The sequence below is a fragment of the Arsenophonus nasoniae genome, from assembly GCF_004768525.1.
Lineage (GTDB): Bacteria > Pseudomonadota > Gammaproteobacteria > Enterobacterales > Enterobacteriaceae > Arsenophonus > Arsenophonus nasoniae.
Genome location: NZ_CP038613.1, coordinates 1,478,359 through 1,503,707 on the forward strand (window position 1 = coordinate 1,478,359; position 25,349 = coordinate 1,503,707).

Genomic DNA, 25,349 nt, shown 5'->3' on the forward strand with positions numbered 1-25,349 from the left:
CAGCTCGGGCGCAATGACGTTTTAACCTACAGAAGTCTTACGAATTAATTTGAATATGGTGGTTTGATTAAAACCACCATTTTTTCGTTTGATCAGCGCGCTGGTTTACCTTTTTTAGCGATTTGATAACCGATCAATAACATAACAAACCAAATCGGTACTGCTAGCAACGCCTGGCGAGTATCTGGTTCTAAGGTCAGTAGTATTAAAACGAAAACAAAAAATAATAGGCAGACCCAAGACATAAAGATCCCAACTGGCATTTTATAAATCGAATTCTGATGGAGATGTGGCTGTTTTTTGCGATAAGCCAGATAAGCGCACAGGATCATACTCCAGATAAACATAAAAAGAATGGCGGCTACGCTAGTGATCAGGACAAAAACGCGCATAACATCGGGAATAAAATAGATCAATACCACGGCCAAACCGAGACAGCAGCAGGTAAAATATAATCCCTTAACTGGCACCGATTTGTTCGATAATTGACTAAATTGCCTGGGGGCATTTGCTTTCTTAGCTAGACCAAATAACATACGGCTGGTGGAAAAGACGCCACTATTAGTAGAAGAAGCCGCTGAAGTTAGCACCACAAAGTTGACAATACTCGCTGCGGCCGGTACCCCAATTAGGACAAACAGCTCGACGAATGGGCTCTTATCAGCAGCAATCTCACGCCATGGCGTGACCGACATAATAACCACTAAAGAAAGGACATAAAAGGCGATGAATCTAAACGGTATCGCATTAATCGCTTTTGGTAACACGCGATTGGGATCCCGCGTTTCGGCCGCAGTTGCGCCAACAATTTCAATACCGACAAACGAGAAGATAGCTAATTGAAAACCGGCAAAAAAACCGTTAATGCCCATTGGAAAGATGCCATCATTCCAGAGGTGGCTTAAGGAGGCAATATGACCGCTAGGCGTTTTGAAGCCGATGATGACTAATATCAAGCCAATTAAAATAAGAAAGATAATGGCAATGATTTTGATAATTGCAAACCAAAATTCTGTTTCACCAAACAAGGACACTGAGACCAAATTAAGGGTTAATAACAATAGTATACAAAGTAATGATGTCAGCCAGGGCGGAAAATCAGGTGCCCAGTAGCCAATATAGGCAGTAATAGCAACAATTTCTGCAATAGCCGTGATCACCAAACAAAACCAATAAGTCCAGCCAACGAAAAAGCCAGCCCATGGCCCTAAAAGTTCAGCACAAAAATCACTAAAGGATTTATATTTTAAATTCGAAAGGAGTAATTCGCCCATGGCTCGCATCACGAAAAACAAAACAAACCCAATAATCAAATAAATAATTATAAGCGATGGGCCAGCTAAGGAGATAGCTTTGCCTGAGCCCATAAATAATCCGGTTCCTATAGCACCACCAATAGCAATCAACTGAATGTGGCGATTTTGTAAACCTCGCTTGAGTTGTCCTTGATCTATGTTTACTGCCGATGATAAAGGTTTGTCGTTCATAGATTGTCCAATGTTGTTTTATTTTATTCAGGGAGGGTTAGCTAATTATCATTTTTTTAACATATCATTATTTAACTTAAGGTGACACCATTATAGCAGGAGAGAAGGTGACATTTGATTTTATTGAATGGCTCTCTAACCTTTGATTATAATTTTTTATATTGAGTCATAAAGACATTTTGTATAAATACTTTTATTTTAATGATAAGTAAAATAACCAATCTTTCATCAGCCAATTCTGCTAATTGAAAATTGAATGCAATTTTTTTTATTAACTATCAAGATGATATAATTATTTATATTTTGTTGTTAATTATCTTTTTACAAAAGATGTTTAGCAATTGTTATTCCATTCATTTATGCTCTTTAGGACTGTTTTTAACTAACTAAAACAATTTAATTTTACCGATATCATACGACTTTCTTTATTCGTTATGTCCTGATATATATAACAATAAAAATAATGAAAAAGGTATTAATGATGAAAAAATATATTGCTAAAATAGTGACAGCAATGGCACTTTTTTGCTTGTTCATGGGATCAAATTGGGCAGCTGAGAATAAAGTGACCGTTTTTGCTGCTGCGTCATTAACCAATGCATTAAATGATATCGTAACGCAATATGAAAAAGATCATCCCACTAAGGTTATTGCTGCTTATGCTTCATCTTCAACCTTAGCCAGACAAATTGAACAGGGAGCCCCTGCCGATATTTTTATCTCTGCCGATCAGCAGTGGATGGATTATGTGCAACAGAAACAACTTATTGTTAATGCTAGTCGCCATACTTTGTTAGGCAATAAGTTAGTCCTTATCGCGCCAATAAATTCAAAATTAAAGCAGGTTACGATTAGCAAAAATACCGATTGGCGCCAACTGGCCAAGGGTGAACGAATTGCTGTTGGTGACCCTGATCACGTGCCGGTGGGTATCTATGCTAAACAGGCACTAATGGCTTTAGGCGCCTGGAAAACCGTTGATACTATGTTAGCCAGAACCAATAATGTCCGTAGTGGCATGGCATTGGTTGAGCTGAATGAAGCACCGTTAGGCATTGTGTATGGCTCCGATGCTGGGGTGAGTAAAAAGGTGAAAGTGGTTGGTATATTCCCAACCACCAGTTATAAAGCCATCGAATATCCAATGGCAATCGTTAAAAATCAGCAAACTACTAAAGTTAACGATTTTTTTGCTTATTTAAAAACGCCGGCAGCGGCAGCAATATTTAAACATTATGGTTTTAATCCATTATAGGAAATTGATTTTTGCACATGTTAAGTGAATATGAGTGGCAAGCTATTATTCTGAGCTTAAAAGTATCGAGTGTTGCTGTATTAGTGAGTTTGCCTTTAGGCATATTAATGGCCTGGATATTGGTGCGCTGCCATTTTCCCGGCAAAACATTACTCGATAGTTTGATCCATTTACCTTTAGTATTACCGCCGGTAGTGGTAGGTTATCTACTTTTGCTATCATTTGGTCGCCATGGGGTTATTGGTGCATGGCTATATCATTGGTTTGGATTTAGTTTTACCTTCAGTTGGCGAGGGGCTGCTTTAGCTTCTGCTATTATTGCCTTTCCATTGATGGTTAGGTCAATAAGGTTAGCATTAGAAGGCGTCGATCAACGCCTTGAGCAAGCGGCTCGAACATTGGGCGCTAATCCATGGCGGGTTTTTTTTACCATTACCTTACCATTAATCGTACCGGGAATTATTGTTGGTATGGTTTTGGCTTTTGCTCGCTCTTTAGGTGAATTTGGTGCTACGATTACCTTTGTGTCTAATATTCCCGGTGAAACAAGAACCATTCCATTAGCCATGTATACGCTGATTGAAACGCCAGGCGCGGAAATGGCCGCTGCTCGTTTATGTATTATTGCTATCATTTTAGCCTTGCTATCGTTACTCCTGTCTGAATGGTTAACTCGTTGTGGCAGAAAACGTTTGGGGGCAATATGTTAGCGTTGCGTCTACAACAGCAACTAGGCGATTTATTTGTCAATGTTGATACCCTACTTTCAACTCAAGGGATCACCGCCATTTTTGGTGTTTCTGGTGTTGGCAAAACCTCCTTGATAAATTTGATAGGCGGGCTCACTAAACCCGATAAAGGACAAATTATCTTTAATGATCGCGTTTTAGTTGATACAGAGAAAGGGCTATTTGTACCGGCGGAAATGCGTAGAATGGGTTATGTTTTTCAAGATGCGCGCCTATTTCCACATTATAGCGTCAAAGGTAATCTGCAATATGGTATGGCCAGAGCAATGAAATCTCACTTTGATGATATTGTTCAGTTGCTAGGTATTGAAACATTATTGCCGCGCTTACCCGCTATGTTGTCAGGTGGTGAAAAACAACGCGTCGCTATTGGCCGCGCATTATTAACTGCGCCTGAATTATTATTAATGGATGAGCCGTTGGCTTCGTTAGATTTACCACGCAAAAGAGAGTTACTTCCCTATTTGGAAAAGTTATCGCAAGATATCCAAATTCCTATTCTTTATGTCAGTCATAATCTAGATGAAATAGTCCGGCTGGCTGATAATGTCATTGTTATGTCAGCGGGTAAAATTGAGGCTGTCGCGCCGTTAGCTGAGATTTGGTCGAGTAGTGTTTTACGACCCTGGTTACAAGTTGATACATTAAGTAGTATCTTAAATGTTAAGGTAATCGAACATCATCCTCTTTATGCTATGACATCGGTGGCGATATTGGATCAAGTGTTGTGGCTTCCCCAGTTGCAATTTCAATTAGGTGAAGCGGTTCGCATCCGTATCGATGCGGCAGACGTCTCTTTAACATTAAATAAGCCGACCCAAACGACTATTCGTAATATATTAAGAGCGAAAGTCGTCGAGTGTATTGACGAGTCAGAGCAAGTGGATGTTAAGTTAGCAATAGATAGCCACTTTATCTGGGCAAGGATCACGCGCTGGGCAAAAGAGGAATTAGAAATAAAGCCGGATAAATGGGTTTATGCCCAAGTTAAGAGCCTGTCGCTAGCCCGTCGGCTTTAAATCTGTTGATTAAGTGATTGTTTGTTAACAAAGGTTGTTGGGTAGTAGCATAAATAGCTTTACCGCCTTATAGCACATATTTCTGTATCACTTCAGCAATTCCAGGTGCAGTATTTTGATCGGTAATTATATCGGCAAATTTTTTCACTTCATCACAGCTATTACCCATTGCAACGCCGAGACCAGCGGCAGTTAACATGCTGACATCATTGAAATTATCGCCAAAAGCGATAACCTCTTTCATCGTTAAGCCTTGGGATTCGACCCAACGTTGTAAACGTACACCTTTGCTATTGCCTTTTTTAGCAATATCAACTTGATCATACCATGACCACTCGCAAGCCAGCTCCAGTTCTTGCTGAATAGTTTGGCTAAAAACGCGTAATTTCTCGATATCCGGCGTACAGGTGGCAAATTTCCAAATAGCAGTAACCTGCTGGATTGCCGTGTTGAAATTGTCGATTTTATGGATATTGGGGCGTTGATTTTCAGGTAATGAATCCGCCCATTGCAATGTTCGTTCGATAGCATCATTATGTTGTTGATATAGCATAGCGTCATCAACATACATCAAGTGATTGATATCCGTACCTTGTAAATGCGCAACCACTTTAGTCGCTTCTTCTGCCGATAAGGGATCCGATTCCAGTACTTTTTTTGTCTGATAGTCGTAGAGATAAGTCCCATTGCAACAAATTGCTGGGGTATCTAAAGCCAATGCTTGATAAAATGGATGGATAGCAACATGATGGCGACCAGTAGCAATAATAACTTTGATTCCTTGGCGACGAGCTTGGTTTATTGCGGCTAAAGATTGTGGCAAGATCTGCTTGTTAGGATCCAATAGAGTACCATCAAGATCTAATGCGATAACGCGATATGACATAAATCAGCCTCATTAACAGATTAAATAGCGATTTAGCATTCAATCTATATAGTAATTTTAAAAAGTACAATTTAGTGAATTATTTATCTTAATTGTTCAAACCGATAAATTTTTCTAGTACTAATCATATCGGATAATAGTCGTTAACTAAACCCGTAAAAATAAATAATTACCCTAATAGATGATAAACTAGCAGCATAACTCAATAGCAATAATCAGCTAAATTTTTAGCCTGACAGGTTATTAACAAGTTGTTATATGTGAAATAAGATTTAAATCAATATAATAGACAAGTAGAAGTTAAGAACTCGCTATTTTTATTAATTTAATGTCAATACGATTAATTTTAAATCGATATCTTTAACCCTTTTTAACAATAAGTGCTGCTTTCGGAATAGCATCTTTTAATATTGGTCTGTAAAATTATTATGATAATTATTGTTAATTTATCGCTGTTTTTTTCGTTAGATTATAAATTGCAGTTTAACATTATTATGTTTTATTGATAGACATTATTTGAAATTGAAGCGTTCATTATTGTTAGCTATAACGCTGAAGTAATTTAAATAACATGTTTTTAAATTAAACATCTAACCTATTTCATATATTTTTTTATCTTTTTATTAGCCTTCATTATTTTTCATATAAAAGGCTGATATATTAATTTTTTAATTTACTTATATTTAAATGAAATATTTTTTTAAGCAAAAAATAGATTAATTAAATTGATATTTTCGTTTTATCCGCATAATAATTAACTCTGCTATAAGCGATGTTGTATAAAAATATTCTCAATTGATAAAAATAGAAACGATTTAAGGGATATATTAAATGAAAAGTAAATTATTATTAGCGCCGTTAGCATTAATTTTTGCTGCTAATGTCGCCGTTGCTAATGTCAAGCCGGAACCGCAGCATGGTTTTATTTTTGCACCAAAAAGCCGAGCAGTGTTATGTTGGATACATGAAAATAGCAACTGTGGGGCTGTTGAATATGATCCCATGTCGATTGAAGGGCCGAAAGGCTTTCCGCAAAGCGGCCCTCGTGATGGCAAGATAGCCAGTGGTGATAATTCATTATTTTATAAACTCAACGAACAGAGCGCTGATCGTTGGAAGAAAGTACCATTGACTGCCGGAAAAAACACCTTCCATTGGACGTTAACTCAGCCACACAAAACAGCCAAATGGGAGTTTTTTATTACTAAACAGGATTGGAACCCTAATGCACCACTAACCCGTGCCTCTTTTGATTTAAAACCATTTTGCGAGCGTTTTGACGGTGGTGCAAAGCCGGATAAAGATCAACTTTATTTTGAATGTAATGTTCCACAACGTACGGGTTATCAGGTTATTTTAGGTGTTTGGTCAATTGCTGATACCGCAAATGCTTTTTATCAAGTTGTTGATGTGGATATGAAAGCTAAATAATATTAATAACAATTTTTCAGCTAGTAAATTAACCTACATTACAAATTTAAATTAGATTAGTAGACATTCATATTCAGTTATTTTTATTGTTATCAAATGCTAGCTATTTCTACTTAGCTAGCTTTTGTTCAATAGTTATTAGTAATAGCAAGTTTATTACTAACTAATAATTGTCATTAATAAATTTCATTCACTGGAATATTCCGTTATTCCTCATGTTGGATAATTTTTTGCCAAATATTGGCAACATGATGCACTTGGTAAAGCGCACAGTTGAGTGCATTATCTCGCGCTTGCTCAATTGACAGATCATTTTGTACATTAACGCCAAGATTAATCCCCATATCGATAATAGTGTGTACATCACGATCATTGCCGACATGCCAAAAAGGGACTAATTGTGATCTCTCATAAGCGCCTCTTAAGACAAAATTGGCGCTTTTCCCCCAGACTTTTAAACAATCCATCCGTTCTTGGGCATTTTCTCGCGCCCAAAAATGCAATTCACGCAGGACATTATCAATAAGTGGTAAACTTTTTTTGGCAATCGTTGCGCGAGCTTCATTGGATTGGCATAACCACCACTTTATGGTTTCACCATTGACGGTACCGCCGGCAGACATTGATGAAGAGAGATCGACAGCTTGATAAAAGGCAGCGCCCGTTTCACCTGTCGCTGGATTAAAAAAAACCGCACCGATTGCTACAATGGCAGCACAACTGCCCATACCCATGGTTTCTAAGTCAACCATTAAATTTTCGCGGGGTTTCATTATTATTCCTTAATTTTCTATTAACAGTTTGCCGTGTCAATCTACTCGTCCTAATATTTACGGTTTATTATTTTTAAATTTAGCTCACGACTTGTTGATTTTATTTATTACTAACAATAATTATATGAAATGGAAAAAAATCGATAAAGACAACTGGATCAAATAAACTGAGTTTACATGTTGCTTATATTGAAAAATAATGTGAAATTTATATTAAATTTTCAACCTCCTCGGTATTGATTAGTGTTATTGCGTTTTTAACAAAACATCTTTATTAACAAAAATAAAGAATTTATATATTTATATAATATTATTTTTTTACTTTTTAACAACAGGTTTTTTATAGGGTTTAATTTAGATTTTTATCATCTGAATACTAAATTTACTTGAATAAGGCGATATTCAACGGCGATTGACGGTTGGCTAATTATTATCGCTAAACATAACCTTTAATTGCACAATGATAATTAATAAAAACACGCCACATACTGACATCAATCGGCTGAACAATAAATTTTTTTATTAACCGTTATGCTATTTTACTGATTATTTGCTATCAAATCGGATATGATAATGGAGAATAATTTCTGAGGAGTTAATCAATGAAACAGGTAGTGTATGTTGCCAGTCCTGAAAGTAAACAAATTCATGTTTGGGCAATGGATAAAAAGGGTAAACTGACATTATTGCAACAGCTGACATTACCCGGTGAAGTACAACCGATGCAGATTAGTCCCGATGGTCGACATCTTTATGTTGGTATTCGGCCGGATTTTGCCATTATTACTTACCTTATTTCAGCCGAAGGAAAACTCAGCCAACAGGCCATTACCGCTATTCCTGCCACACCAACCCATATTGAAATTGACAAGCTTGGTCGTTGGCTATTTATTCCCTCCTATCATCAAGGAAATTTAGTGGTGTTGCCGATTGATCAACAGGGGAGCGCGCAGCCAGCGATTCAAGTTATTGGCGATTTAAAACATCCCCATGCATCGGGAGTAAGTTTTGATAATTCACGTTTGTTTGTCCCGTGTTTAGGCGAAGATCATATTCGCATTTATACAATTGATAACAATGGCCACTTAACCGAACAGGTTGCTGATCGGATTGTAACTAACCAAGGCGCAGGGCCTCGTCATTTAGCATTTGCACCCAATCAGAACGCTTTTTATTGTTTAAATGAGTTAGATGCCACAATTAATGTTTATTCAGCATTTGAACCTTATCAGCAAAGGCAAAATTGTGACATTCTACCTGCCGGATCGAAATGTAAACCCTGGGCTGCGGATATTCATATTACGCCAGATGGCTGTCATCTTTATGTAAGTGAACGTTCTGCCAGTATTATTCGTCATTTTCAAGTAACAGCAGAAGGATTAGCATTATCGCCAATGAAGGCTTATGCAACCGAAACTCAACCGCGTGGCTTTAATATTGATCAAACGGGCCATTTTTTGCTAGCCGTCGGTCAAAAATCTGATCACATTGCTGTGTATAAAATAGATGCGGTGACAGGTGCGCTACAAACCTTAGCGCGTTATCCGGTTGGTAAAGGGCCGATGTGGATCACGACCCATTTAATTAAAAACTAAACTGTTTTTAATTTACAGTTTGAGAACTATTTTTTTTATCGCTTCAGTTAACTTAGTGAGTTGCACAGCGGTAATGATATAAGGCGGCGTCAGATAAATTAATTTACCAAATGGCCGGATCCAGACCCCTTCAGCTACAAAATGACGTTGTAATTCAGGTACATTGACGGGGTTTTTCATTTCAACAACGCCAATTGCGCCTAACACTCGCACGTCAGCAACTTGGGGTTGATCTCGTAGTGGAAAGAGTTCAGCCATCAATTGTGTTTCAATGTCTTTCACCCATTTTTGCCATGGGCTATTTCTTAGTAATGTTATGCTTGCATCGGCGATCGCGCAGGCTAATGGATTGCCCATAAAAGTGGGTCCATGCATAAAACAGCCCGCTTTGCCTTGGCTGATGGTTTCTGCAATATGGCGGCTGGTTAGCGTGGCTGACAGAGTGACATAACCACCGGTTAGTGCTTTACCTAAACACAAAATATCTGGCGTAATGGCGCTATGCTGACAAGCAAACAATTTGCCAGTACGGCCAAAGCCGGTGGCTATCTCATCGGCAATCAGCAAAATATTATAGTGATCGCATAATTCTCTTACGGCTGTCAGATAATTAGGATGATAAATTCGCATACCACCCGCACCTTGAACTATCGGCTCAACGATAATGGCAGCAATTTTGCCAGCTTGTTCGGTGAGCATTTTTTGTAATGGGATCAAATCGTCGGCTTGCCACGGTTGATAAAAACCACATTGAGGTGCTTGAACAAAAAAATGTGTTGGCAGATAACCTCGATAAAGGCTATGCATTGAGTTTGCAGGATCACAAACTGACATAGCACCAAAGGTATCACCATGATATCCCCGTTGTAAGGCAATAAACTGGTGGCGGGTTTCTCCTCGTGCCTGCCAATATTGTAATGCCATTTTTAATGCTACCTCTACAGCTACTGAGCCGGAGTCAGCCAGAAAAATACACTCTAATCTATCATCAGTTATATCAATTAATTGTCGGCACAAGGCAGTCGCTGGCGGATGCGTGATGCCACCAAACATAACATGGGACATTTTTGTTAATTGCTGAGAAGCGGCTTGATTGAGTACGGGATGATTATAGCCGTGAATAGCGGCCCACCAAGAAGCCATACCATCAATCAATTTTCTGCCATCGGCTAATTCGAGTTCGACACCTGAGGCGCTCACAATAGGATAAGCCGGTATTGGTTGAGTCATAGAAGTATATGGGTGCCAAATATGTTTAGCATCAAAATTAATATCGTTGAGTTGCATTATGTTTGGTCAACTAAATTTATTTATTTTAGTTGACATGATAACGCGGTTATTTAAACTGGCAACACTTTTTGTTTCCAGAGAGAGAATGGTGAAGATGGAAAAACCATGGACGCTTAGCCAGGCACAAGCATTATTTGATTTACCTTTTTTTGAATTACTTTTTCAAGCTCAGCAAGTTCATCGCCTACATTTTGATCCGCAACAGATCCAGATTAGTACTTTACTCTCAATTAAAACGGGTGCCTGCCCGGAAGATTGCAAATATTGCCCACAAAGTGCGCGCTATAAGACCGGATTAAAAGCTGAACGACTGTTAGAAGTCGAACGAGTAATCGAATCGGCTAAGCAGGCCAAAAAAGCTGGTTCAACCCGTTTTTGTATGGGCGCGGCCTGGCGAAATCCTCATGAACGCGATATGCCTTATCTAGAAACGATGGTGAAAGAAGTTAAAGTGTTAGGCTTGGAAACCTGTATGACGCTGGGTAAGTTAACTGACCAGCAAGCACGGCGGTTAGCCGATGCTGGACTGGATTATTACAATCACAATTTAGACACCTCGCCCGAGTTTTATGGTTCTATTATTACCACTCGCACCTATCAAGATAGGCTTGATACAATTGATACTGTTCGCCAAGCAGGCATGAAGGTATGCTCTGGTGGCATTGTCGGCTTAGGTGAAAAGGTGACTGATCGGGCAGCACTATTGGTTCAATTAGCTAATTTATCGCAGGTTCCTGAAAGTGTGCCAATTAATATGCTAATAAAAATAAAAGGCACCCCCCTTGAAGACAATGAAGATGTCGATGCCTTTGATTTTATTCGTACCATAGCTGTTGCCCGGATTATGATGCCAACCTCTTTTGTCCGGCTCTCTGCTGGCCGTGAACAGATGAATGAACAGATGCAAGCACTCTGTTTTATGGCCGGGGCAAACTCTCTCTTCTATGGTTGTAAGTTATTAACGGCCGCAAATCCCAATCAAGATAAAGATCAGCAACTTTTCCGCAAGCTAAATATTAATCCACAAGCCACTGAAACCGCATTGACTCATCAGCAGCAAATAGCGCGGTTGGAAGAGGTTATGCAGCAGATGGATACAGCACAATTTTATAACGCGGCACTATAATGAATTGGTCAACATTTTTAGCTCATCAACTGGATATGCGCAAGCAGCAAGCATTGTGGCGGCAACGGCAGATTATTAAAAAAAATGATGCACGTACCCTAATCTTTGATCAACAACAGTATGTTAATTTTTCCAGTAATGATTATCTCGGTTTAAGCCAGCATTCGGCCATAATTAAAGCCTGGCAGATAGGATTAAGCCAATATGGAGCAGGTAGTGGTAGCTCTGGTCATGTTATCGGTTATCGTTGCGCCCATGCCCAATTGGAGCGACAGCTGGCTGATTGGTTGGGTTATTCTCGTGCTTTATTATTTATTTCCGGCTATGCCGTAAATCAAAGTGTGATCATGGCCTTAATGAACAAAAATGATCATATTGTGGCTGACAAACTTAGTCATGCTTCCATTCTGGAAGCAGCCATGATGTCACCAGCCACATTACAACGTTTTGCCCACAATCAATCGGACGCTTTACAGCAACTTTTGGCGGTCAAACATACGGGTAAAACACTGGTTGCCACTGAAGGCGTATTTAGTATGGATGGCGATAGTGCCCCTTTAGGCCAATTGCAAGCTGTAGCGAGGCAAGCGCAGGCATGGTTATTAGTGGATGATGCCCATGGTATTGGTGTTAGCGGCGATGAAGGCAGAGGGAGTTGTTATCTACATAAAGTAAAGCCTGAATTGCTGGTGGTAACCTTTGGTAAAGCATTTGGCCTTAGTGGCGCGGCATTACTTTGTGATGAAATCACCGCCGACTATTTTCTGCAATATGGCCGTCATTTAATTTATAGTACTTCAATGCCGCCGGCTCAAGCGGTCGCGTTAGCTGAGGCGGTTAGGCAAATTCGTCAGGCTGATGAATCAAGAGCCAATTTGCAGCGCAATATTGACTATTTTCGTCAATTAGCCAATCACTATAATTTGCCATTATTAAATTCCCCCAGTGCCATTCAGCCACTGATTATTGGTAGTAACCAACGTTGTTTACATTTATCGCAATTTTTACGTCAGCGAGGATTTTGGGTGCAAGCTATTCGGCCGCCAACGGTGCCGCCGGGTAGTGCAAGATTAAGGATCACATTGACGGCTAATCATCAATTAGCCGATATTGCACAGTTAATGGAAGCGTTAAATGAATTCTTTAACAACCATGCCGATAAATAAGCAAGCAATTGCGCATGCTTTTGGACGAGCGGCGAAAAATTACGATAATATTGCGTTATTTCAACAGCAAAGTGGTCAATATCTATTTGATTGCTTATCTGCGATGCCAGGTAACATCATTCTAGATGCTGGCTGTGGTACCGGCTATTTCAGTAAGCAGTGGCACTTAGCAGGAAAACAGGTTATTGCGCTTGATCTGTCTGCATCAATGTTAGCAATCGCACAACAAAAGCAAGCGGCTAAAAATTATATCCAGGCCGACATGGAGTGTTTACCACTAGCCGATCAAAGTGTCGATCACTGTTTTAGTCACCTTGCTATCCAGTGGTGTAGTCATTTATATACCCCATTAAGTGAGTTATATCGTATCACTAAAAAGGGTGGGATAGTTGCTTTTTCTACTTTAGTCGATGGCTCATTACAAGAGCTACAACAGTGTTGGCAAAAAGTTGATAATAACCGACACATTAATTCTTTTATGACTTTTGCACAAATTAAGCGGACTTGTCATGATTGGCCGCATAGTTTAGAACGACGATCTTGGCGTGTAACTTATCCTTCATTTGCCTGTTTACTTCAATCTATCAAGGGAATTGGCGCGACTTATCTAACCGATGGGCGTCAGCAGCAGGGTCTAATGACAAAAAATCAGTTAGCTAAACTCCTTGACCATTATCCCCATGTCGATGAGCAATTCCCATTAACTTATCAACTTGTTTACGGAATGTTATATCGTGAATAAATGTTTTTTTCTCACTGGAACTGATACAGATGTGGGCAAAACTGTTGTTAGCTGCGCGCTGCTACAAGCAGCCGCGTCTCATGGCTATCAAACAGCAGGTTATAAGCCGGTAGCTTCAGGTAGCGAACAATTAACCGATGGCTTAAGAAATCCAGATGCGCAGTTATTAAGAAAAAATAGCAGCCTGAGACTGAATTACCATGATGTTAATCCGCTTGTTTTTGCTCAAGCAACCTCACCCCATATAGCCAGTAAGCTAACAGGAAAGCTTATCGATTGGCAGATAATGGACGCAGGATTAAATAAATTAAAACAATCTGCTGACTGGATCATTGTCGAGGGTGCTGGTGGATGGTACACACCGCTTTGTGCTGAGCAAACCTTGGCTGATTGGGTTAAACAACAGCAATTGCCAGTAATATTAACAGTTGGCGTTAAATTAGGTTGTATCAATCATGCAATGTTGACCGCACAAGCAATTAAGCAAAGCGGTTTATTATTGGCAGGCTGGGTGGCTAATGAAATTGTTTTAGCAGGTCAGTATCAACAAGATTATTTGCTAACATTACAGCAGCGCCTGTCAGCGCCCTGTTTAGGTGTTATTCCGTATTTGCCGGATTGGCAATCTCATCCGATTGGCAAATTTGTCAATATAGGTAACCTACTGTAATAGGAATAATTTTGAGGCTGAAGTATGATGCCATTTTAGCTATATTTTGCTTGAATTAGCTAAATCGTAACAAATGAAATGCTATTTTTCATTTTTTTTCTTATATAAAAATTTTTTTTGTGATTATTTTTCTAGCAAAAATATTTTGCTAATTCTCAAGTGAAAATCTTACAACTATTGATGCCTAAAAGAATTTCTTGAGTTATCCCCCATTCCTGTGGATAACCTTGTGCATTAGATCTAGAAAAGTGCCGCTAACCAAGATAGCATGAGGCTTGGCGTGACCTTGATGTCATTCTCGGCTCTCAAGTGAAATTATATAAATATTAACAAGTTATATAAAATCAAGTCTGAAATGATATATAATAAAGTTTTATATTAGCTAATTAGCATAAAATATAAAATATAATTAAGTAGCAAAAAAAGCTTGGGGATAACTAAGTTATTAAAATGAAAAATATATGTAAATAATTTGCTTCAATAGAAGCTGGTTTTTTATTTCTGCTGTCATTGAAACTGTTTTTTTATCCAGTATGATAAAGAAATATTTTTAGTAGAGAGGGTTAGATGAGTAAAGTCTTTAAATTGCATGCTGAGTTTCAACCTGCGGGTGATCAGCCCGAAGCAATAAAGAAATTAACCGATGGTCTTAATGATGGATTAGCTCATCAAACGTTGCTTGGTGTTACCGGATCGGGTAAAACATTCACTATCGCTAATGTGATTGAGCAGCTTAACCGCCCGGTCATGGTAATGGCGCACAATAAAACGCTGGCAGCACAATTATATAGTGAAATGAAGGCTTTTTTCCCTGAAAATGCGGTGGAATATTTTGTTTCTTATTATGATTATTATCAACCTGAAGCGTATGTTCCCAGTTCCGATACCTTTATTGAAAAAGACGCCTCCATTAACGAACATATTGAACAGATGCGACTCTCTGCCACTAAAGCACTGCTTGAAAGACGTGATGTTATTGTTGTTGCTTCAGTGTCAGCGATTTATGGTTTAGGTGATCCTGATAGCTATCTAAAAATGATGCTTCATTTAACCAAAGGCATGATTATTGACCAGCGTGCTATTTTACGCCGCCTGGCGGATTTGCAATATAGCCGCAATGATCAAGCATTTCAACGTGGTACATTTAGAGTTAGAGGGGAAGTCATTGATATTTTTCCAGCTGAATCAGATGAATATGCGCTAAGGGTTGAATTATTTGATGAAGAAGTAGAACGGCTGGCGCTTTTTGATCCCTTAACCGGCCAGCTCCAACATAATGTACCAAGATTTACCATTTATCCCAAAACCCATTATGTCACGCCGCGTGAACGTATCCTTGAAGCCATGGAGCAGATTAAAACTGAATTGGCACAAAGACGTAAATTGCTACTGGAAAGTAATAAATTGGTTGAAGAGCAGCGGTTAACCCAGCGTACTCAATTTGATTTAGAGATGATGAATGAACTGGGTTATTGTTCCGGTATTGAAAATTACTCACGTTATCTTTCCGGCCGTGCAACGGGTGAACCACCCCCAACGTTGTTTGACTATTTACCGGCAGATGGCTTGTTAGTTATTGATGAATCTCATGTCACCATTCCACAGATTGGTGGTATGTATCGTGGTGATCGTTCCCGTAAAGAGACATTGGTAGAATATGGTTTTCGCTTACCTTCTGCGTTGGATAATCGCCCGTTACGTTTTGAAGAATTTGAAGCACTTTCCCCGCAAACAATTTATATTTCTGCCACGCCAGGTAAATATGAATTGGAAAAATCGGCTAATGAAATTATTGAGCAAGTTGTCCGGCCAACAGGCTTGCTTGATCCAGAAATTGAGGTTCGTCCAGTTGCTACTCAGGTTGATGATTTATTGTCTGAGATCCATCTACGTATCGCGGTAAATGAGCGAGTGCTAGTAACAACCTTAACCAAAAGAATGGCAGAGGATTTGACGGATTATCTACAAGAACATGATATTAAGGTTCGGTACCTGCATTCAGATATTGATACCGTTGAACGAGTCGAAATTATTCGTGATTTACGGTTAGGTTTATTTGATGTTTTAGTGGGTATTAACCTATTACGTGAAGGTTTGGATATGCCAGAGGTATCGTTAGTTGCTATCTTAGACGCAGATAAAGAAGGATTTTTACGTTCAGAGCGTTCATTAATTCAAACGATTGGACGTGCAGCACGTAACCTGAAAGGAAAAGCGATTTTATATGGTGATAAAGTGACTGATTCCATGGCAAAAGCGATTAGAGAAACTGAACGTCGTCGAGAGAAACAAATCGCTTTTAATCAGCAGCATAGAATTGTGCCTAAAGGTTTAAATAAAAAAGTTGGCGATATTTTACAAGTAGGCGCACCCATATCGGCAAAAGCTAAACGTAAACAGCCGCAAGTATCAGCGATTAGTGAAGATTATCATAAACTTTCGGCTAAAGAATTGGAGCTTAAAATTCAGGCGTTAGAAGTACAAATGTATCGTTATGCGCAAGATCTTGAATTTGAACAAGCAGCCAGTTTACGCGATCAAATTCAATTACTACGTGAACAGTTTATTGCCAATTCTTGAATAGATAGGCTAGTGTTATCCGCTGTGCCGTCAAACCCCGTCCTTGAGGGCAAGGAGAATATCAAACAAGAAGCTAGTTGGCATTCGCAGATGATAAATTAAAAGGTCTAAGCTGGTGAATTTTTTGAGTGATGTCTTCAATAGCTTGGCGCAATAAATCTCTATCATGACGGTAACAGACATCTTGAGCAGCTAGTTTGCGTTGAATTACTATCCGATCTGCTAGGCTTGATGTATCGGTTGCTGGTCCAACGATAACGGCATCAATTTTCTGTTGGCCGATCCTTTTTTCTATCATGGCAATTTTATCAGTTAATTGCATATTGGCAGCAGGCCGGTTAAGTTCTTTACCAAGATTACCAATATAGATGACTGCTGCCCGGCATGCCTGCAGTGCCTGCGTTAAGTCATTCATTAGAAATATAGGCATCAAACTGGTTAAAAAGCTACCTGGCCCAATGATAATTAAATCAGCGTGATAAATAGCATCAAGCGCTTCAGGCGTGCTATTTACCTGCGGAGATAGCATTAATTTTTGTGGTAGCGAGGTGAGTTGATCAATATTAACTTCACCGTAGATTTCATTGCCCATCACATCGATTGCCAGCAAATCAGCCGGTTGCTCGGACATCGGAATAAGATGTGCCTTCACTTTTAATAGATTACGAATTAAGTTTATTGCATCTAGTGGCCTGACACTTAAATGATCGAGGGATTTGAGCATTAAATTACCTAGATTATGGCCACCAAGTTCACCGTCACCAGCAAAGCGATATTCAAACATCGTTGATGCTATGGACTGTTCAGTAATTAATTGGTTTAAACAGTTGCGCATATCTCCCCAAGCAATACCGCCTTCAGAACGGCGAATACGGCCGGTAGAGCCGCCATTATCTGTTGTTGTGACAATACCCGTTAATTGAGAATTTAGTAATGATAGGGATGACATAACACGACCTAAGCCATGACCACCACCCAATGCGACAACTTGCCCTAACTTATTAAGAATACTGCAATGATGCATTACTTCCCCTATTTTATTATCTGTCTTATAACGGTTTGATATAATTTAGCATTAAATATCCACTCATATTGAATTAACGTGATATTAAACAATAACTTTGTCATTTATTTATATTACATTATTTCAGCTAATTGATTAATTTGTTGAATTGCAAGTGATAGATTTAAGTGTTTATTCGCTTTTTTAAATATTTAGCAATAAGATTTATAGCAACCATCACATTACGCTATTATTGTCCGTGGTGTTATTAACTCCTAGCCTTTTTACCTAAGTTTGTGATCTTTATTGTTTAAATAGGGTATTAAGGCCGTGGCATTTTCAGCCACTAGGGTGCGAGGTAGAAATGCCTGCATCTCCCGTATTTGGAAAGGCGTTATTATGACTCAACTTATTGATACTTTTGCCCGTAAATTCTACTATTTAAGACTATCCATCACTGATGTGTGTAATTTTCGCTGCACATATTGTCTACCTAATGGCTATCAATCAAAGGGTTATCAAGCGTTTTTATCGCTAGCAGAAATTGGACATTTAACGAAAGCTTTTGCCGAGTTAGGTACGGAAAAAATTCGCTTAACCGGCGGAGAACCGACTATGCGGCGTGATTTCATTGACATTATTGCCACCATCAAACAAAACCAGGCGATCAAGAAAATTGCAGTAACAACCAATGGTTATCGGCTGGCCAAAAATGTTAGCCATTGGAAAAGGGCAGGTTTAACTGACATTAATGTCAGCGTTGATAGTCTTGATCCACGGCAGTTTTTAGCTATTACCGGACAAGATAAATTTTTTCAAGTTATGGCAGGGATTGATGCTGCTTTGGAGGCCGGTTTTGCCAAAATAAAAGTCAATGTTGTATTAATGAAAAACATCAACGATAGCAATTTAGCGAGTTTTATAAATTGGATCAAATTGCGGCCAATCCAACTGCGATTTATTGAATTAATGGAAACCGGTGAGAGTGATAAACTATTTCATCGTCACCATGTCTCAGGTGAAAAGATTCGCTGGCGTTTATTAGAGCAAAATTGGCAACCAATACCACGCTACCGTTCTGATGGGCCTGCCCAGGTTTTTAAGCACCCTGATTATTGTGGTGAAATTGGTTTAATTATGCCTTACGAGAAGAATTTTTGTCAAAGTTGTAATCGATTACGTGTCTCCTCTATCGGTCATCTTCATCTCTGTCTGTTTGGCGAACGCAGTATTATTTTACGTGATCTATTGGTTGATGCATCTCAATCTGAGGCATTGAAAGCACGTATTCAGGCAGAATTACAGTTAAAACGTGAAACCCATTTTCTCCATCACGGTGATAGTGGTATCACCTCAAACCTTTCAGTTATTGGAGGATAAATGGGATTTTTAGTGATCCTAAGGAGCTTACGATGTCTCAACTAACCCATATCAATTCAGCGGGTGAGGCGTATATGGTGGATGTAGCTAGTAAAGCGGAAACCATTCGTGAAGCGCGAGCTGAAGCAATAATAACAATGAATGCCCAGACACTTAATATGATTATTAATGGTCGTCATCATAAAGGTGATGTTTTCGCTACCGCTCGTATTGCAGGTATTATGGCCGCCAAAAAAACTTGGGATTTGATCCCGCTTTGTCATCCGCTATTACTCAGTAAAGTAGAAGTTTTATTGGAAGCGCAAATAAGTGATAATCGCATTCGGATTGAGTCATATTGTCGATTATCAGGAAAAACGGGCGTTGAAATGGAAGCGCTAACCGCCGCATCAATCGCCGCATTAACCATCTATGATATGTGTAAAGCGGTGCAAAAAGATATGGTGATTAGTGCGGTTAGGTTATTGGAAAAAACGGGCGGTAAATCCGCTGATTTTAGGATAACGTCATGATAAAAGTGCTTTTCTTTGCCCAAGTCCGTGAATTGATAGGCACCGATAGATTAGAGTTAGAAAATCGCTATGCAACGGTAGAAGAATTACGTGATGCATTAAGCCAACGTGGTGAGCGCTGGGCGTTAGCCTTAGAAAAGCAAAAACTGCTTTTTGCGGTCAATCATACCTTTGTACAGCCAGATCATCCGTTAACTGCTGGTGATGAAATTGCATTTTTTCCACAGGTAACGGGAGGATAAATGACAGATACACGGCTGGTTATTCAACAAGCGAATTTTAATGTGGCTGAGCAATATGAATGGTTAGCTCAATGTCAGGATGATGGGGCGGTGGTAACTTTTACCGGTAAAGTGCGTAATCATAACTTGGGTGATAATATAAAAACTCTCACTCTTGAGCATTATCCAGTCATGACAGAAAAAGCGTTACAGAATATTGCTAATGAAGCACGTTGTCGTTGGCAATTGCAACGTATCTGTATTATCCACCGGATTGGTACTTTACAACCAGGCGAGGAAATCGTGTTTGTTGGTGTTACCAGCGAGCATCGTAGCAGTGCTTTTTCAGCCGCCGAATTTATTATGGATTATATGAAAACTAAAGCGCCATTTTGGAAAAAAGAACATTTCACTCAAGGGCAACGCTGGGTTGAAGCCAGACTGAGTGATCAAGCCGCATTTGAGCGTTGGTAAGCCAATATTTATTGAATTTATTTCAATTTATTGAAGTTTAGCTCAATAAAGTAAAAGTAATGTAAAATCTTCGTTTATTTGCTCATATCAAACCATGGTTTTAGCAAAAAATTATGATAGACTTAACTTAAGTTTACTGAGTTATTTAGTTTATTAAATAGCTTTATCTTTAACGCAAGTGATGAGGGTAATCATCATGGATCGATTTGAACGTCAAAATGATTCGATCGTCCAGCGCGCTGGCGCAGGTATTCAAGCCTATATGGCGCAAGTATACGGCTGGATGACGGTAGGTTTGTTATTAACTGCGTTTGTTGCTTGGTATGCAATTAATAATAGTAATATTATTATGTACCTGGCAACGCATGGTTGGGTATTGATAGGCCTCATTATTGCTGAATTTGCATTAGTCATTGGGTTGTCATTTCTGTTGCCTAAATTGAGCGCAGGGCTGGCAACGGCAATGTTTATGCTCTACTCGGCGCTGACAGGCCTAACCATTTCTCTGGTCTTAGTTGCCTATACTGGCGCTTCTGTTGCCAGCACCTTCTTTATCACCGCTGCTATGTTCGGTGCACTAAGTTTTTATGGCTATACAACCAAACGCAGCTTAAGTGGCATGGGTAGCTTCTTATTTATGGCACTAATCGGGCTAATTATTGCCTCATTAGTGAATATTTGGCTGCAAAGTTCTGGCTTAACCTTGGTTATCACCTATGCAGGTGTATTAATCTTTTCAGGTTTGACGGCTTATGATACGCAGAAATTAAAAGATATGGGCAACCAAATTGATAGCCGTGATCAAGAGGGTATGCGTAAATACGCTATTCTTGGTGCGTTGACACTCTATTTAGATTTTATTAACTTGTTCTTAATGATGTTACGTATTCTTGGCGATCGCCGTTAATTTAATCTGTTTCATAAAAAAATCCTGCTGATAATATTAGCGGGATTTTTTTATGTTGTTATTCAAACAATCAGGCAATTTTTCGACTAAATAACCAATATGCCAGGGTTGTAGTACATAACGAAATAATAATTAATGGCCACAAGTTATGCCACAGCACGGCAAAATCGGCATTTTTTAAATAAATTTGTTTAGTGATATCAGTAAAATGTCGAATAGGATTGATCCAGGTGAAATTTTGTAACCAAATCGGCATGTTTTCTATGGGTGAAACATAGCCTGATAACAATACTGCTGGCATCATAAATACAAATACACCAATAAATGCTTGTTGTTGAGTTGAGCACATAGCAGAGATCAATAAGCCAAAACCGACTAAAGACAAACCGTAAATCGTCATCGTGCTATAAAAAACTAATAATGAACCAGAAAATGGAATTTTGTAACAAAAAATGCCAATGATGAGTACTAATGTGGCTTGAAAGGTGGCAATCAGTAATGCCGGAACCGCTTTACCAATAAAGATCTGCCAGGTAGTCAGAGGTGAAACCAATAATTGATCCAGCGTTCCTTGTTCGCGCTCACGGGCAATTGATAAGGAAGTGACGACTAATACATCAATAGTAGTAATTAGTGCTACCAGAGATGGCACGATAAACCATTTATAATCAAGATTAGAATTATACCAATTGCGAATGATTAATTCGCTATTGTTTTTTGCCATCTGGGGGTTAGATAACCGTTGTTGATAATTTTCAATAACTTGAGTAACTGTATTAGCAGCGATCTGGGCACTATTGGAATTTCTACCATCAAGGATTAATTGAACCGGTGTCGATTTTCTTTGTGCTAGTTGAGCACTAAAATTTTGCGGAAAATGTATGACTAGCAGCGCCTTACGATTATTGATGGTTTCAGCAACCTGTTGGTGATTATTGAGCAGCAATACTTTAGCGAAAGTCGTCGATTTTGCCAATCTTTGTGTCAATTCAATCGAATCTTGGCCTTTATCCTCATTGAAAATAGCTATAGTGGTGTTAGTCACATCTAAAGTGGCAGCCAGGGGAAATAATATCATTTGGAAAATAACGGGTAAGATCAGGATTGCACGGGTTTGTGGCTCTTGTAGTAGCGACTGTAACTCTTTAATAATGAGTGTATAAAGACGATGCAGCATATTCTCTCCTTAATCAAGCCTGCGGCGTGTTTTTAACGCAGTGAGCCCGATAAAGATAATGGCCGTCGTAACTAATAAAAGAAAATTGGTCAGTAGAACCAAATAAATGTCACCGGCCAGAAATAGCGTTTGTAAACTACTAACAAAATAACGAGCCGGGATCAAATAGGTTACCCATTGAATAACTAACGGCATACTATCAATTTCAAAAATAAAGCCAGACAACATTATAGCCGGTAAAAAAGCGGCATTTAATGCAACGATAGCGGCGTTAAATTGGTTACGAGTTAAGGTTGAGATAAGTAATCCCATACCAAGGGCAGTAGCTAAATAGAGACTGGTAATAATAAATAATAACCAGAGTGAACCGCGATAAGGAATGTGTAAAATAAATACCGTGACTGACATGCAAAGTAGCATGACAAAGCTGCCTAATAGTTGATAGGGTAATAGCTTGGAAAGTAGTAATTCTGTGCGTGTTATTTGGGTGGAAAGTAAAGCTTCCATAGTGCCTCGTTCCCACTCGCGGGCAACAACCAGTGAAGTCAGAATGGCACCAACCACGGTAATAATAATACTGATCGCCCCTGGAATAATAAAATGTTGGCTAATTGCTGCTGGATTAAACCAGAAGCGTAATTCAGGAACAATTAATGGCGTAGTATTATAACCGGCATTTTCGCCTTGCTGCTGTAGCCAGGTTTGCCAAATACCTTTGGTATATGCTTGTACAAAATAGGCAGTATTTGGCTCACTTCCATCGGTAATAACCAAGAGCGACGTATGACCCGAGGGGCGATTAAGCTGATTAGCAAAATCGACAGGGATCACTACCATACCGCGAATTTCCCCGGCTTGCATTTTATCAATTAGTAATTTTCGATTATCGCTAATTGTCGCCTCAATAAAAGGAGAACCGGTAAAGGTAGCGACAAATTGCCGTACTTGGTTATTTTGTTGATTGACAAGAATGCCCAGCCGTAATTTACTCGAATCCAAATTGATCCCATAGCCAAAAATAAATAGCAGCATTAATGGAATTACTACAGCAATCAGTGCACTACTGGGATCACGTAAGATCTGTTTACTTTCCTTAAGACACAGGGCATATAAACGACGCCATGAAAATTGCGCTTCATGGGATGATTGTTTTTCTGTTTGCTTCATTGTTTCCCTCGATCATAGTTAAGTATCAAACTAATAAAAGCCTGTTCCATCGACGGATCTTGATTTTCTGCTGTAACAATTTGGCTTTTTAGTTCATCAGGTGTACCGACAGCTATTATTTTACCGTGGTAAACTAAACCAATTCGATCGCAATATTCAGCTTCGTCCATAAAATGAGTAGTAACCATTACCGTTACACCTTTATTTACCATCCCGTTAATATGTAACCAAAATTCTCTTCGCGTGAGGGGATCTACGCCTGAAGTGGGTTCATCTAAGAAAAGAATGTCAGGCTCATGCATCAACGCGCAGGCTAAAGCGAGTCGCTGTTTGAAACCCAATGGCAATTCATCGGTGGTTTGTTTCAGTATCGGAGCTAAATTAAAGGCATTGATCATACTACTGATTTTTTGCTGTTGCTGACTGCCACTAAGGCCATAAATACCAGAGAAAAACGTTAAGTTCTGAGCAACGGTTAAATTACCGTACAGGGAAAATTTTTGCGCCATATAGCCAAGGTGTTGGCGGGCTTTATTTGAGCTTATTTTTAGATCCATCCCCAAGACTAACGCTCTACCAGCGGTGGGTACCATTAATCCGCACATCATTTTAAAGGTTGTCGATTTGCCGGCGCCATTTGGGCCAAGCAAGCCAAAAATTTCGCCACGTTTAACCGCAAAGTTAACGTTATCAGTTGCGGCAAAGTCACCGAATCGTTTGCTAAGATTTTGTGCCTCAATGACCGTTTCAGAGGGATCGGCAGGAATTTGCGGCATAATTTCTGCCAGCTCAGAACGTTGCGATGGGCTACCTCCTAATAAATCAATAAAAGCATCTTCAAAGCGCGGTTTGGCGGTAATTAATTTACTATTAGCTAAATTGAGACTGGTTAGAAAATCGGTTTGCTGGCTGTTTTCCTTCAAGATCACGCGAATATAATGTCCTTGAATAACGCAGTCAGTAGTCTGCGGTAATAATAGTGCCTCTTGCAAGTATGCCCGGCGTTGTGAGGCTGGAACTCGGAGTAAAAATGAGCGGCCAGCTATGTTGTTAGTTAATGTTTGCGGTACTCCCTGATAGAGTAGTTGCCCTTGATTTAACAGTAAAATATCTCGGCATTGTTCAGCTTCATCTAGGTAGGATGTACTCCAAAGGATCAGCATACCCTCACTAGCCAATTCATGTACCATGCGCCAAAGCTCTTGCCGAGCAATAGGATCAACTCCCACACCAGGCTCATCTAGCAACAAAACTTTCGGTCGACTAATTAATGTACAAGCCAGCCCAAGTTTCTGTTTCATGCCACCAGACAATTTACCTGCCAGCCGTTGGGTAAAACGAGTAAGGTCGGTAAAATCCAGCAATTGCTGATAGATTTTTTGTCGACGTTCACCCATCACGCCACATAAGCTGGCATATAAATCCAGATTTTCTTGTACAGTAAGATCTTCATAAAGACCAAACTTTTGTGGCATATAACCAAGATGACGACGAACTTCAACACCTTGACGGATGGGATCTAAGCCCAAAATAGTGATATTACCGCGATCGGGTTTTAATAAACCAGCAAGCATCCGTAATAACGTAGTTTTTCCTGCGCCATCAGGTCCAACTAAGCCAGTAACTGAACCGCCAGTGATCTCAGTGGTCAGTGTCGCCAGCGCAGGTGAGACTAAGCCAGCAAAGCGTTTCTCGACTTCAGTCAAAATTATTTTATCAATAGCGGTGACCATTCATTA

Annotated in this window: 23 protein-coding genes and 1 riboswitch; of the genes, 15 read left to right on the forward strand and 8 right to left on the reverse strand. The window is 39.4% G+C overall.

The window, feature by feature from the left end:
• Window positions 1-92: 92 nt before the first annotated feature.
• The gene (cycA, locus tag ArsFIN_RS07250) at window positions 93-1,487 is read right to left on the reverse strand and encodes a D-serine/D-alanine/glycine transporter (protein ID WP_026822129.1); all 1,395 of its coding nucleotides are present in this window, start codon (window positions 1,485-1,487) and stop codon (window positions 93-95) included.
• Window positions 1,488-1,968: 481 nt separating this feature from the next.
• Here cycA and modA point away from each other — a divergent pair, with 481 nt between their 5' ends.
• The 3 genes from modA to modC are packed head-to-tail and all read left to right on the forward strand — an operon-like array spanning window position 1,969 to window position 4,510.
• Window positions 1,969-2,742, forward strand: coding sequence for a molybdate ABC transporter substrate-binding protein (gene modA / locus ArsFIN_RS07255; RefSeq protein ID WP_026822130.1), 774 nt, complete (start codon window positions 1,969-1,971; stop codon window positions 2,740-2,742).
• A gap of 17 nt (window positions 2,743-2,759) precedes the next feature.
• Complete coding sequence (gene modB / locus ArsFIN_RS07260) at window positions 2,760-3,452, forward strand: molybdate ABC transporter permease subunit (RefSeq protein WP_026822131.1); 693 nt, start codon at window positions 2,760-2,762, stop codon at window positions 3,450-3,452.
• Window positions 3,446-4,510: a molybdenum ABC transporter ATP-binding protein ModC gene (gene modC / locus ArsFIN_RS07265; RefSeq protein ID WP_026822132.1), complete on the forward strand. Its 1,065-nt coding sequence runs from the start codon at window positions 3,446-3,448 to the stop codon at window positions 4,508-4,510. The genes modB and modC overlap by 7 nt, the downstream gene beginning before the upstream one ends.
• 67 nt (window positions 4,511-4,577) lie before the next feature.
• On the opposite strand, the gene ArsFIN_RS07270 is transcribed toward modC, so the two are convergent.
• Entirely contained in the window at window positions 4,578-5,396 is an 819-nt protein-coding gene (locus ArsFIN_RS07270) for a pyridoxal phosphatase (protein WP_026822133.1), read from the reverse strand.
• 831 nt (window positions 5,397-6,227) lie between these two features.
• Between ArsFIN_RS07270 and ArsFIN_RS07275 the strand changes: the two genes are divergently transcribed.
• The gene (locus ArsFIN_RS07275) at window positions 6,228-6,827 is read left to right on the forward strand and encodes a lytic polysaccharide monooxygenase (protein ID WP_026822134.1); all 600 of its coding nucleotides are present in this window, start codon (window positions 6,228-6,230) and stop codon (window positions 6,825-6,827) included.
• 206 nt (window positions 6,828-7,033) lie between these two features.
• Here the strand turns inward: ArsFIN_RS07275 and ArsFIN_RS07280 are convergent, their stop codons facing one another.
• The gene (locus ArsFIN_RS07280; RefSeq protein ID WP_034249313.1) at window positions 7,034-7,600 is read right to left on the reverse strand and encodes a 3'-5' exonuclease; all 567 of its coding nucleotides are present in this window, start codon (window positions 7,598-7,600) and stop codon (window positions 7,034-7,036) included.
• 602 nt (window positions 7,601-8,202) lie between these two features.
• Here ArsFIN_RS07280 and pgl point away from each other — a divergent pair.
• Window positions 8,203-9,195, forward strand: a complete 993-nt coding sequence (pgl, locus tag ArsFIN_RS07285) for a 6-phosphogluconolactonase (protein WP_026822136.1) — start codon at window positions 8,203-8,205, stop codon at window positions 9,193-9,195.
• Between the two features lie 12 nt (window positions 9,196-9,207).
• Here the strand turns inward: pgl and bioA are convergent, their stop codons facing one another.
• A complete protein-coding gene (bioA, locus tag ArsFIN_RS07290) occupies window positions 9,208-10,482 on the reverse strand; it encodes an adenosylmethionine--8-amino-7-oxononanoate transaminase (protein WP_026822137.1) in 1,275 nt (424 codons plus the stop codon).
• A gap of 97 nt (window positions 10,483-10,579) precedes the next feature.
• On the opposite strand from bioA, the gene bioB reads away from it, so the two are divergent.
• From bioB to uvrB, 5 genes are all read left to right on the forward strand, one after another.
• On the forward strand, window positions 10,580-11,611 hold the full coding sequence (gene bioB, locus ArsFIN_RS07295; RefSeq protein ID WP_026822138.1) for a biotin synthase BioB: 1,032 nt from the start codon (window positions 10,580-10,582) through the stop codon (window positions 11,609-11,611).
• Window positions 11,611-12,777 (forward strand): 8-amino-7-oxononanoate synthase, encoded by a 1,167-nt coding sequence (gene bioF, locus ArsFIN_RS07300; protein ID WP_026822139.1) that lies wholly within the window; start codon window positions 11,611-11,613, stop codon window positions 12,775-12,777. Before bioB ends, bioF begins: the two co-directional genes overlap by 1 nt.
• Window positions 12,746-13,519 (forward strand): malonyl-ACP O-methyltransferase BioC, encoded by a 774-nt coding sequence (gene bioC, locus ArsFIN_RS07305; protein WP_026822140.1) that lies wholly within the window; start codon window positions 12,746-12,748, stop codon window positions 13,517-13,519. The genes bioF and bioC overlap by 32 nt, the downstream gene beginning before the upstream one ends.
• Complete coding sequence (gene bioD / locus ArsFIN_RS07310; RefSeq protein ID WP_026822141.1) at window positions 13,512-14,189, forward strand: dethiobiotin synthase; 678 nt, start codon at window positions 13,512-13,514, stop codon at window positions 14,187-14,189. The genes bioC and bioD overlap by 8 nt, the downstream gene beginning before the upstream one ends.
• Window positions 14,190-14,756: 567 nt before the next feature.
• Window positions 14,757-16,769: an excinuclease ABC subunit UvrB gene (gene uvrB, locus ArsFIN_RS07315; RefSeq protein ID WP_026822142.1), complete on the forward strand. Its 2,013-nt coding sequence runs from the start codon at window positions 14,757-14,759 to the stop codon at window positions 16,767-16,769.
• Window positions 16,770-16,842: 73 nt separating this feature from the next.
• On the opposite strand, the gene yvcK is transcribed toward uvrB, so the two are convergent.
• Window positions 16,843-17,793, reverse strand: a complete 951-nt coding sequence (yvcK, locus tag ArsFIN_RS07320; protein ID WP_051296945.1) for a uridine diphosphate-N-acetylglucosamine-binding protein YvcK — start codon at window positions 17,791-17,793, stop codon at window positions 16,843-16,845.
• A 239-nt stretch (window positions 17,794-18,032) separates the two neighbouring features.
• A riboswitch (molybdenum cofactor riboswitch) is annotated at window positions 18,033-18,182 on the forward strand.
• On the opposite strand from yvcK, the gene moaA reads away from it, so the two are divergent.
• The 5 genes from moaA (at window position 18,172) to ArsFIN_RS07345 (ending at window position 21,266) form a co-directional block, all read left to right on the forward strand.
• The gene (gene moaA / locus ArsFIN_RS07325; RefSeq protein ID WP_026822143.1) at window positions 18,172-19,152 is read left to right on the forward strand and encodes a GTP 3',8-cyclase MoaA; all 981 of its coding nucleotides are present in this window, start codon (window positions 18,172-18,174) and stop codon (window positions 19,150-19,152) included. Its footprint overlaps the riboswitch before it by 11 nt.
• A gap of 32 nt (window positions 19,153-19,184) precedes the next feature.
• Window positions 19,185-19,664: a cyclic pyranopterin monophosphate synthase MoaC gene (moaC, locus tag ArsFIN_RS07330; RefSeq protein ID WP_026822144.1), complete on the forward strand. Its 480-nt coding sequence runs from the start codon at window positions 19,185-19,187 to the stop codon at window positions 19,662-19,664.
• The gene (gene moaD, locus ArsFIN_RS07335; RefSeq protein WP_026822145.1) at window positions 19,661-19,906 is read left to right on the forward strand and encodes a molybdopterin synthase sulfur carrier subunit; all 246 of its coding nucleotides are present in this window, start codon (window positions 19,661-19,663) and stop codon (window positions 19,904-19,906) included. Before moaC ends, moaD begins: the two co-directional genes overlap by 4 nt.
• Window positions 19,907-20,359, forward strand: a complete 453-nt coding sequence (moaE, locus tag ArsFIN_RS07340) for a molybdopterin synthase catalytic subunit MoaE (protein ID WP_026822146.1) — start codon at window positions 19,907-19,909, stop codon at window positions 20,357-20,359.
• 196 nt (window positions 20,360-20,555) lie between these two features.
• Window positions 20,556-21,266 carry a Bax inhibitor-1/YccA family protein gene (locus tag ArsFIN_RS07345; protein ID WP_026822147.1) on the forward strand — a complete coding sequence of 237 codons (711 nt, stop codon included), beginning with the start codon at window positions 20,556-20,558 and terminating at the stop codon, window positions 21,264-21,266.
• A 70-nt stretch (window positions 21,267-21,336) separates the two neighbouring features.
• Here ArsFIN_RS07345 and ArsFIN_RS07350 read toward each other — a convergent pair whose 3' ends face one another.
• From ArsFIN_RS07350 to ArsFIN_RS07360, 3 genes are read right to left on the reverse strand one after another with little or no spacing between them, the layout of a single operon-like run.
• Window positions 21,337-22,443 (reverse strand): ABC transporter permease, encoded by a 1,107-nt coding sequence (locus ArsFIN_RS07350; protein WP_026822148.1) that lies wholly within the window; start codon window positions 22,441-22,443, stop codon window positions 21,337-21,339.
• A gap of 9 nt (window positions 22,444-22,452) precedes the next feature.
• A complete protein-coding gene (locus ArsFIN_RS07355) occupies window positions 22,453-23,610 on the reverse strand; it encodes an ABC transporter permease (RefSeq protein WP_026822149.1) in 1,158 nt (385 codons plus the stop codon).
• Complete coding sequence (locus ArsFIN_RS07360; RefSeq protein WP_026822150.1) at window positions 23,607-25,343, reverse strand: ATP-binding cassette domain-containing protein; 1,737 nt, start codon at window positions 25,341-25,343, stop codon at window positions 23,607-23,609. Before ArsFIN_RS07360 ends, ArsFIN_RS07355 begins: the two co-directional genes overlap by 4 nt.
• Between the last annotated feature and the right edge of the window lie 6 nt (window positions 25,344-25,349).

Coding starts and splice junctions, on each gene's coding strand:
- cycA (WP_026822129.1), bottom strand. CDS start 1,487: ATGAACGACAAACCTTTATCATCGGCAGTAAACATAGATCAAGGACAA.
- modA (WP_026822130.1), top strand. CDS start 1,969: ATGAAAAAATATATTGCTAAAATAGTGACAGCAATGGCACTTTTTTGC.
- modB (WP_026822131.1), top strand. CDS start 2,760: ATGTTAAGTGAATATGAGTGGCAAGCTATTATTCTGAGCTTAAAAGTA.
- modC (WP_026822132.1), top strand. CDS start 3,446: ATGTTAGCGTTGCGTCTACAACAGCAACTAGGCGATTTATTTGTCAAT.
- ArsFIN_RS07270 (WP_026822133.1), bottom strand. CDS start 5,396: ATGTCATATCGCGTTATCGCATTAGATCTTGATGGTACTCTATTGGAT.
- ArsFIN_RS07275 (WP_026822134.1), top strand. CDS start 6,228: ATGAAAAGTAAATTATTATTAGCGCCGTTAGCATTAATTTTTGCTGCT.
- ArsFIN_RS07280 (WP_034249313.1), bottom strand. CDS start 7,600: ATGAAACCCCGCGAAAATTTAATGGTTGACTTAGAAACCATGGGTATG.
- pgl (WP_026822136.1), top strand. CDS start 8,203: ATGAAACAGGTAGTGTATGTTGCCAGTCCTGAAAGTAAACAAATTCAT.
- bioA (WP_026822137.1), bottom strand. CDS start 10,482: ATGCAACTCAACGATATTAATTTTGATGCTAAACATATTTGGCACCCA.
- bioB (WP_026822138.1), top strand. CDS start 10,580: ATGGAAAAACCATGGACGCTTAGCCAGGCACAAGCATTATTTGATTTA.
- bioF (WP_026822139.1), top strand. CDS start 11,611: ATGAATTGGTCAACATTTTTAGCTCATCAACTGGATATGCGCAAGCAG.
- bioC (WP_026822140.1), top strand. CDS start 12,746: ATGAATTCTTTAACAACCATGCCGATAAATAAGCAAGCAATTGCGCAT.
- uvrB (WP_026822142.1), top strand. CDS start 14,757: ATGAGTAAAGTCTTTAAATTGCATGCTGAGTTTCAACCTGCGGGTGAT.
- yvcK (WP_051296945.1), bottom strand. CDS start 17,793: ATGCATCATTGCAGTATTCTTAATAAGTTAGGGCAAGTTGTCGCATTG.
- moaA (WP_026822143.1), top strand. CDS start 18,172: ATGACTCAACTTATTGATACTTTTGCCCGTAAATTCTACTATTTAAGA.
- moaC (WP_026822144.1), top strand. CDS start 19,185: ATGTCTCAACTAACCCATATCAATTCAGCGGGTGAGGCGTATATGGTG.
- moaD (WP_026822145.1), top strand. CDS start 19,661: ATGATAAAAGTGCTTTTCTTTGCCCAAGTCCGTGAATTGATAGGCACC.
- moaE (WP_026822146.1), top strand. CDS start 19,907: ATGACAGATACACGGCTGGTTATTCAACAAGCGAATTTTAATGTGGCT.
- ArsFIN_RS07345 (WP_026822147.1), top strand. CDS start 20,556: ATGGATCGATTTGAACGTCAAAATGATTCGATCGTCCAGCGCGCTGGC.
- ArsFIN_RS07350 (WP_026822148.1), bottom strand. CDS start 22,443: ATGCTGCATCGTCTTTATACACTCATTATTAAAGAGTTACAGTCGCTA.
- ArsFIN_RS07355 (WP_026822149.1), bottom strand. CDS start 23,610: ATGAAGCAAACAGAAAAACAATCATCCCATGAAGCGCAATTTTCATGG.
- ArsFIN_RS07360 (WP_026822150.1), bottom strand. CDS start 25,343: ATGGTCACCGCTATTGATAAAATAATTTTGACTGAAGTCGAGAAACGC.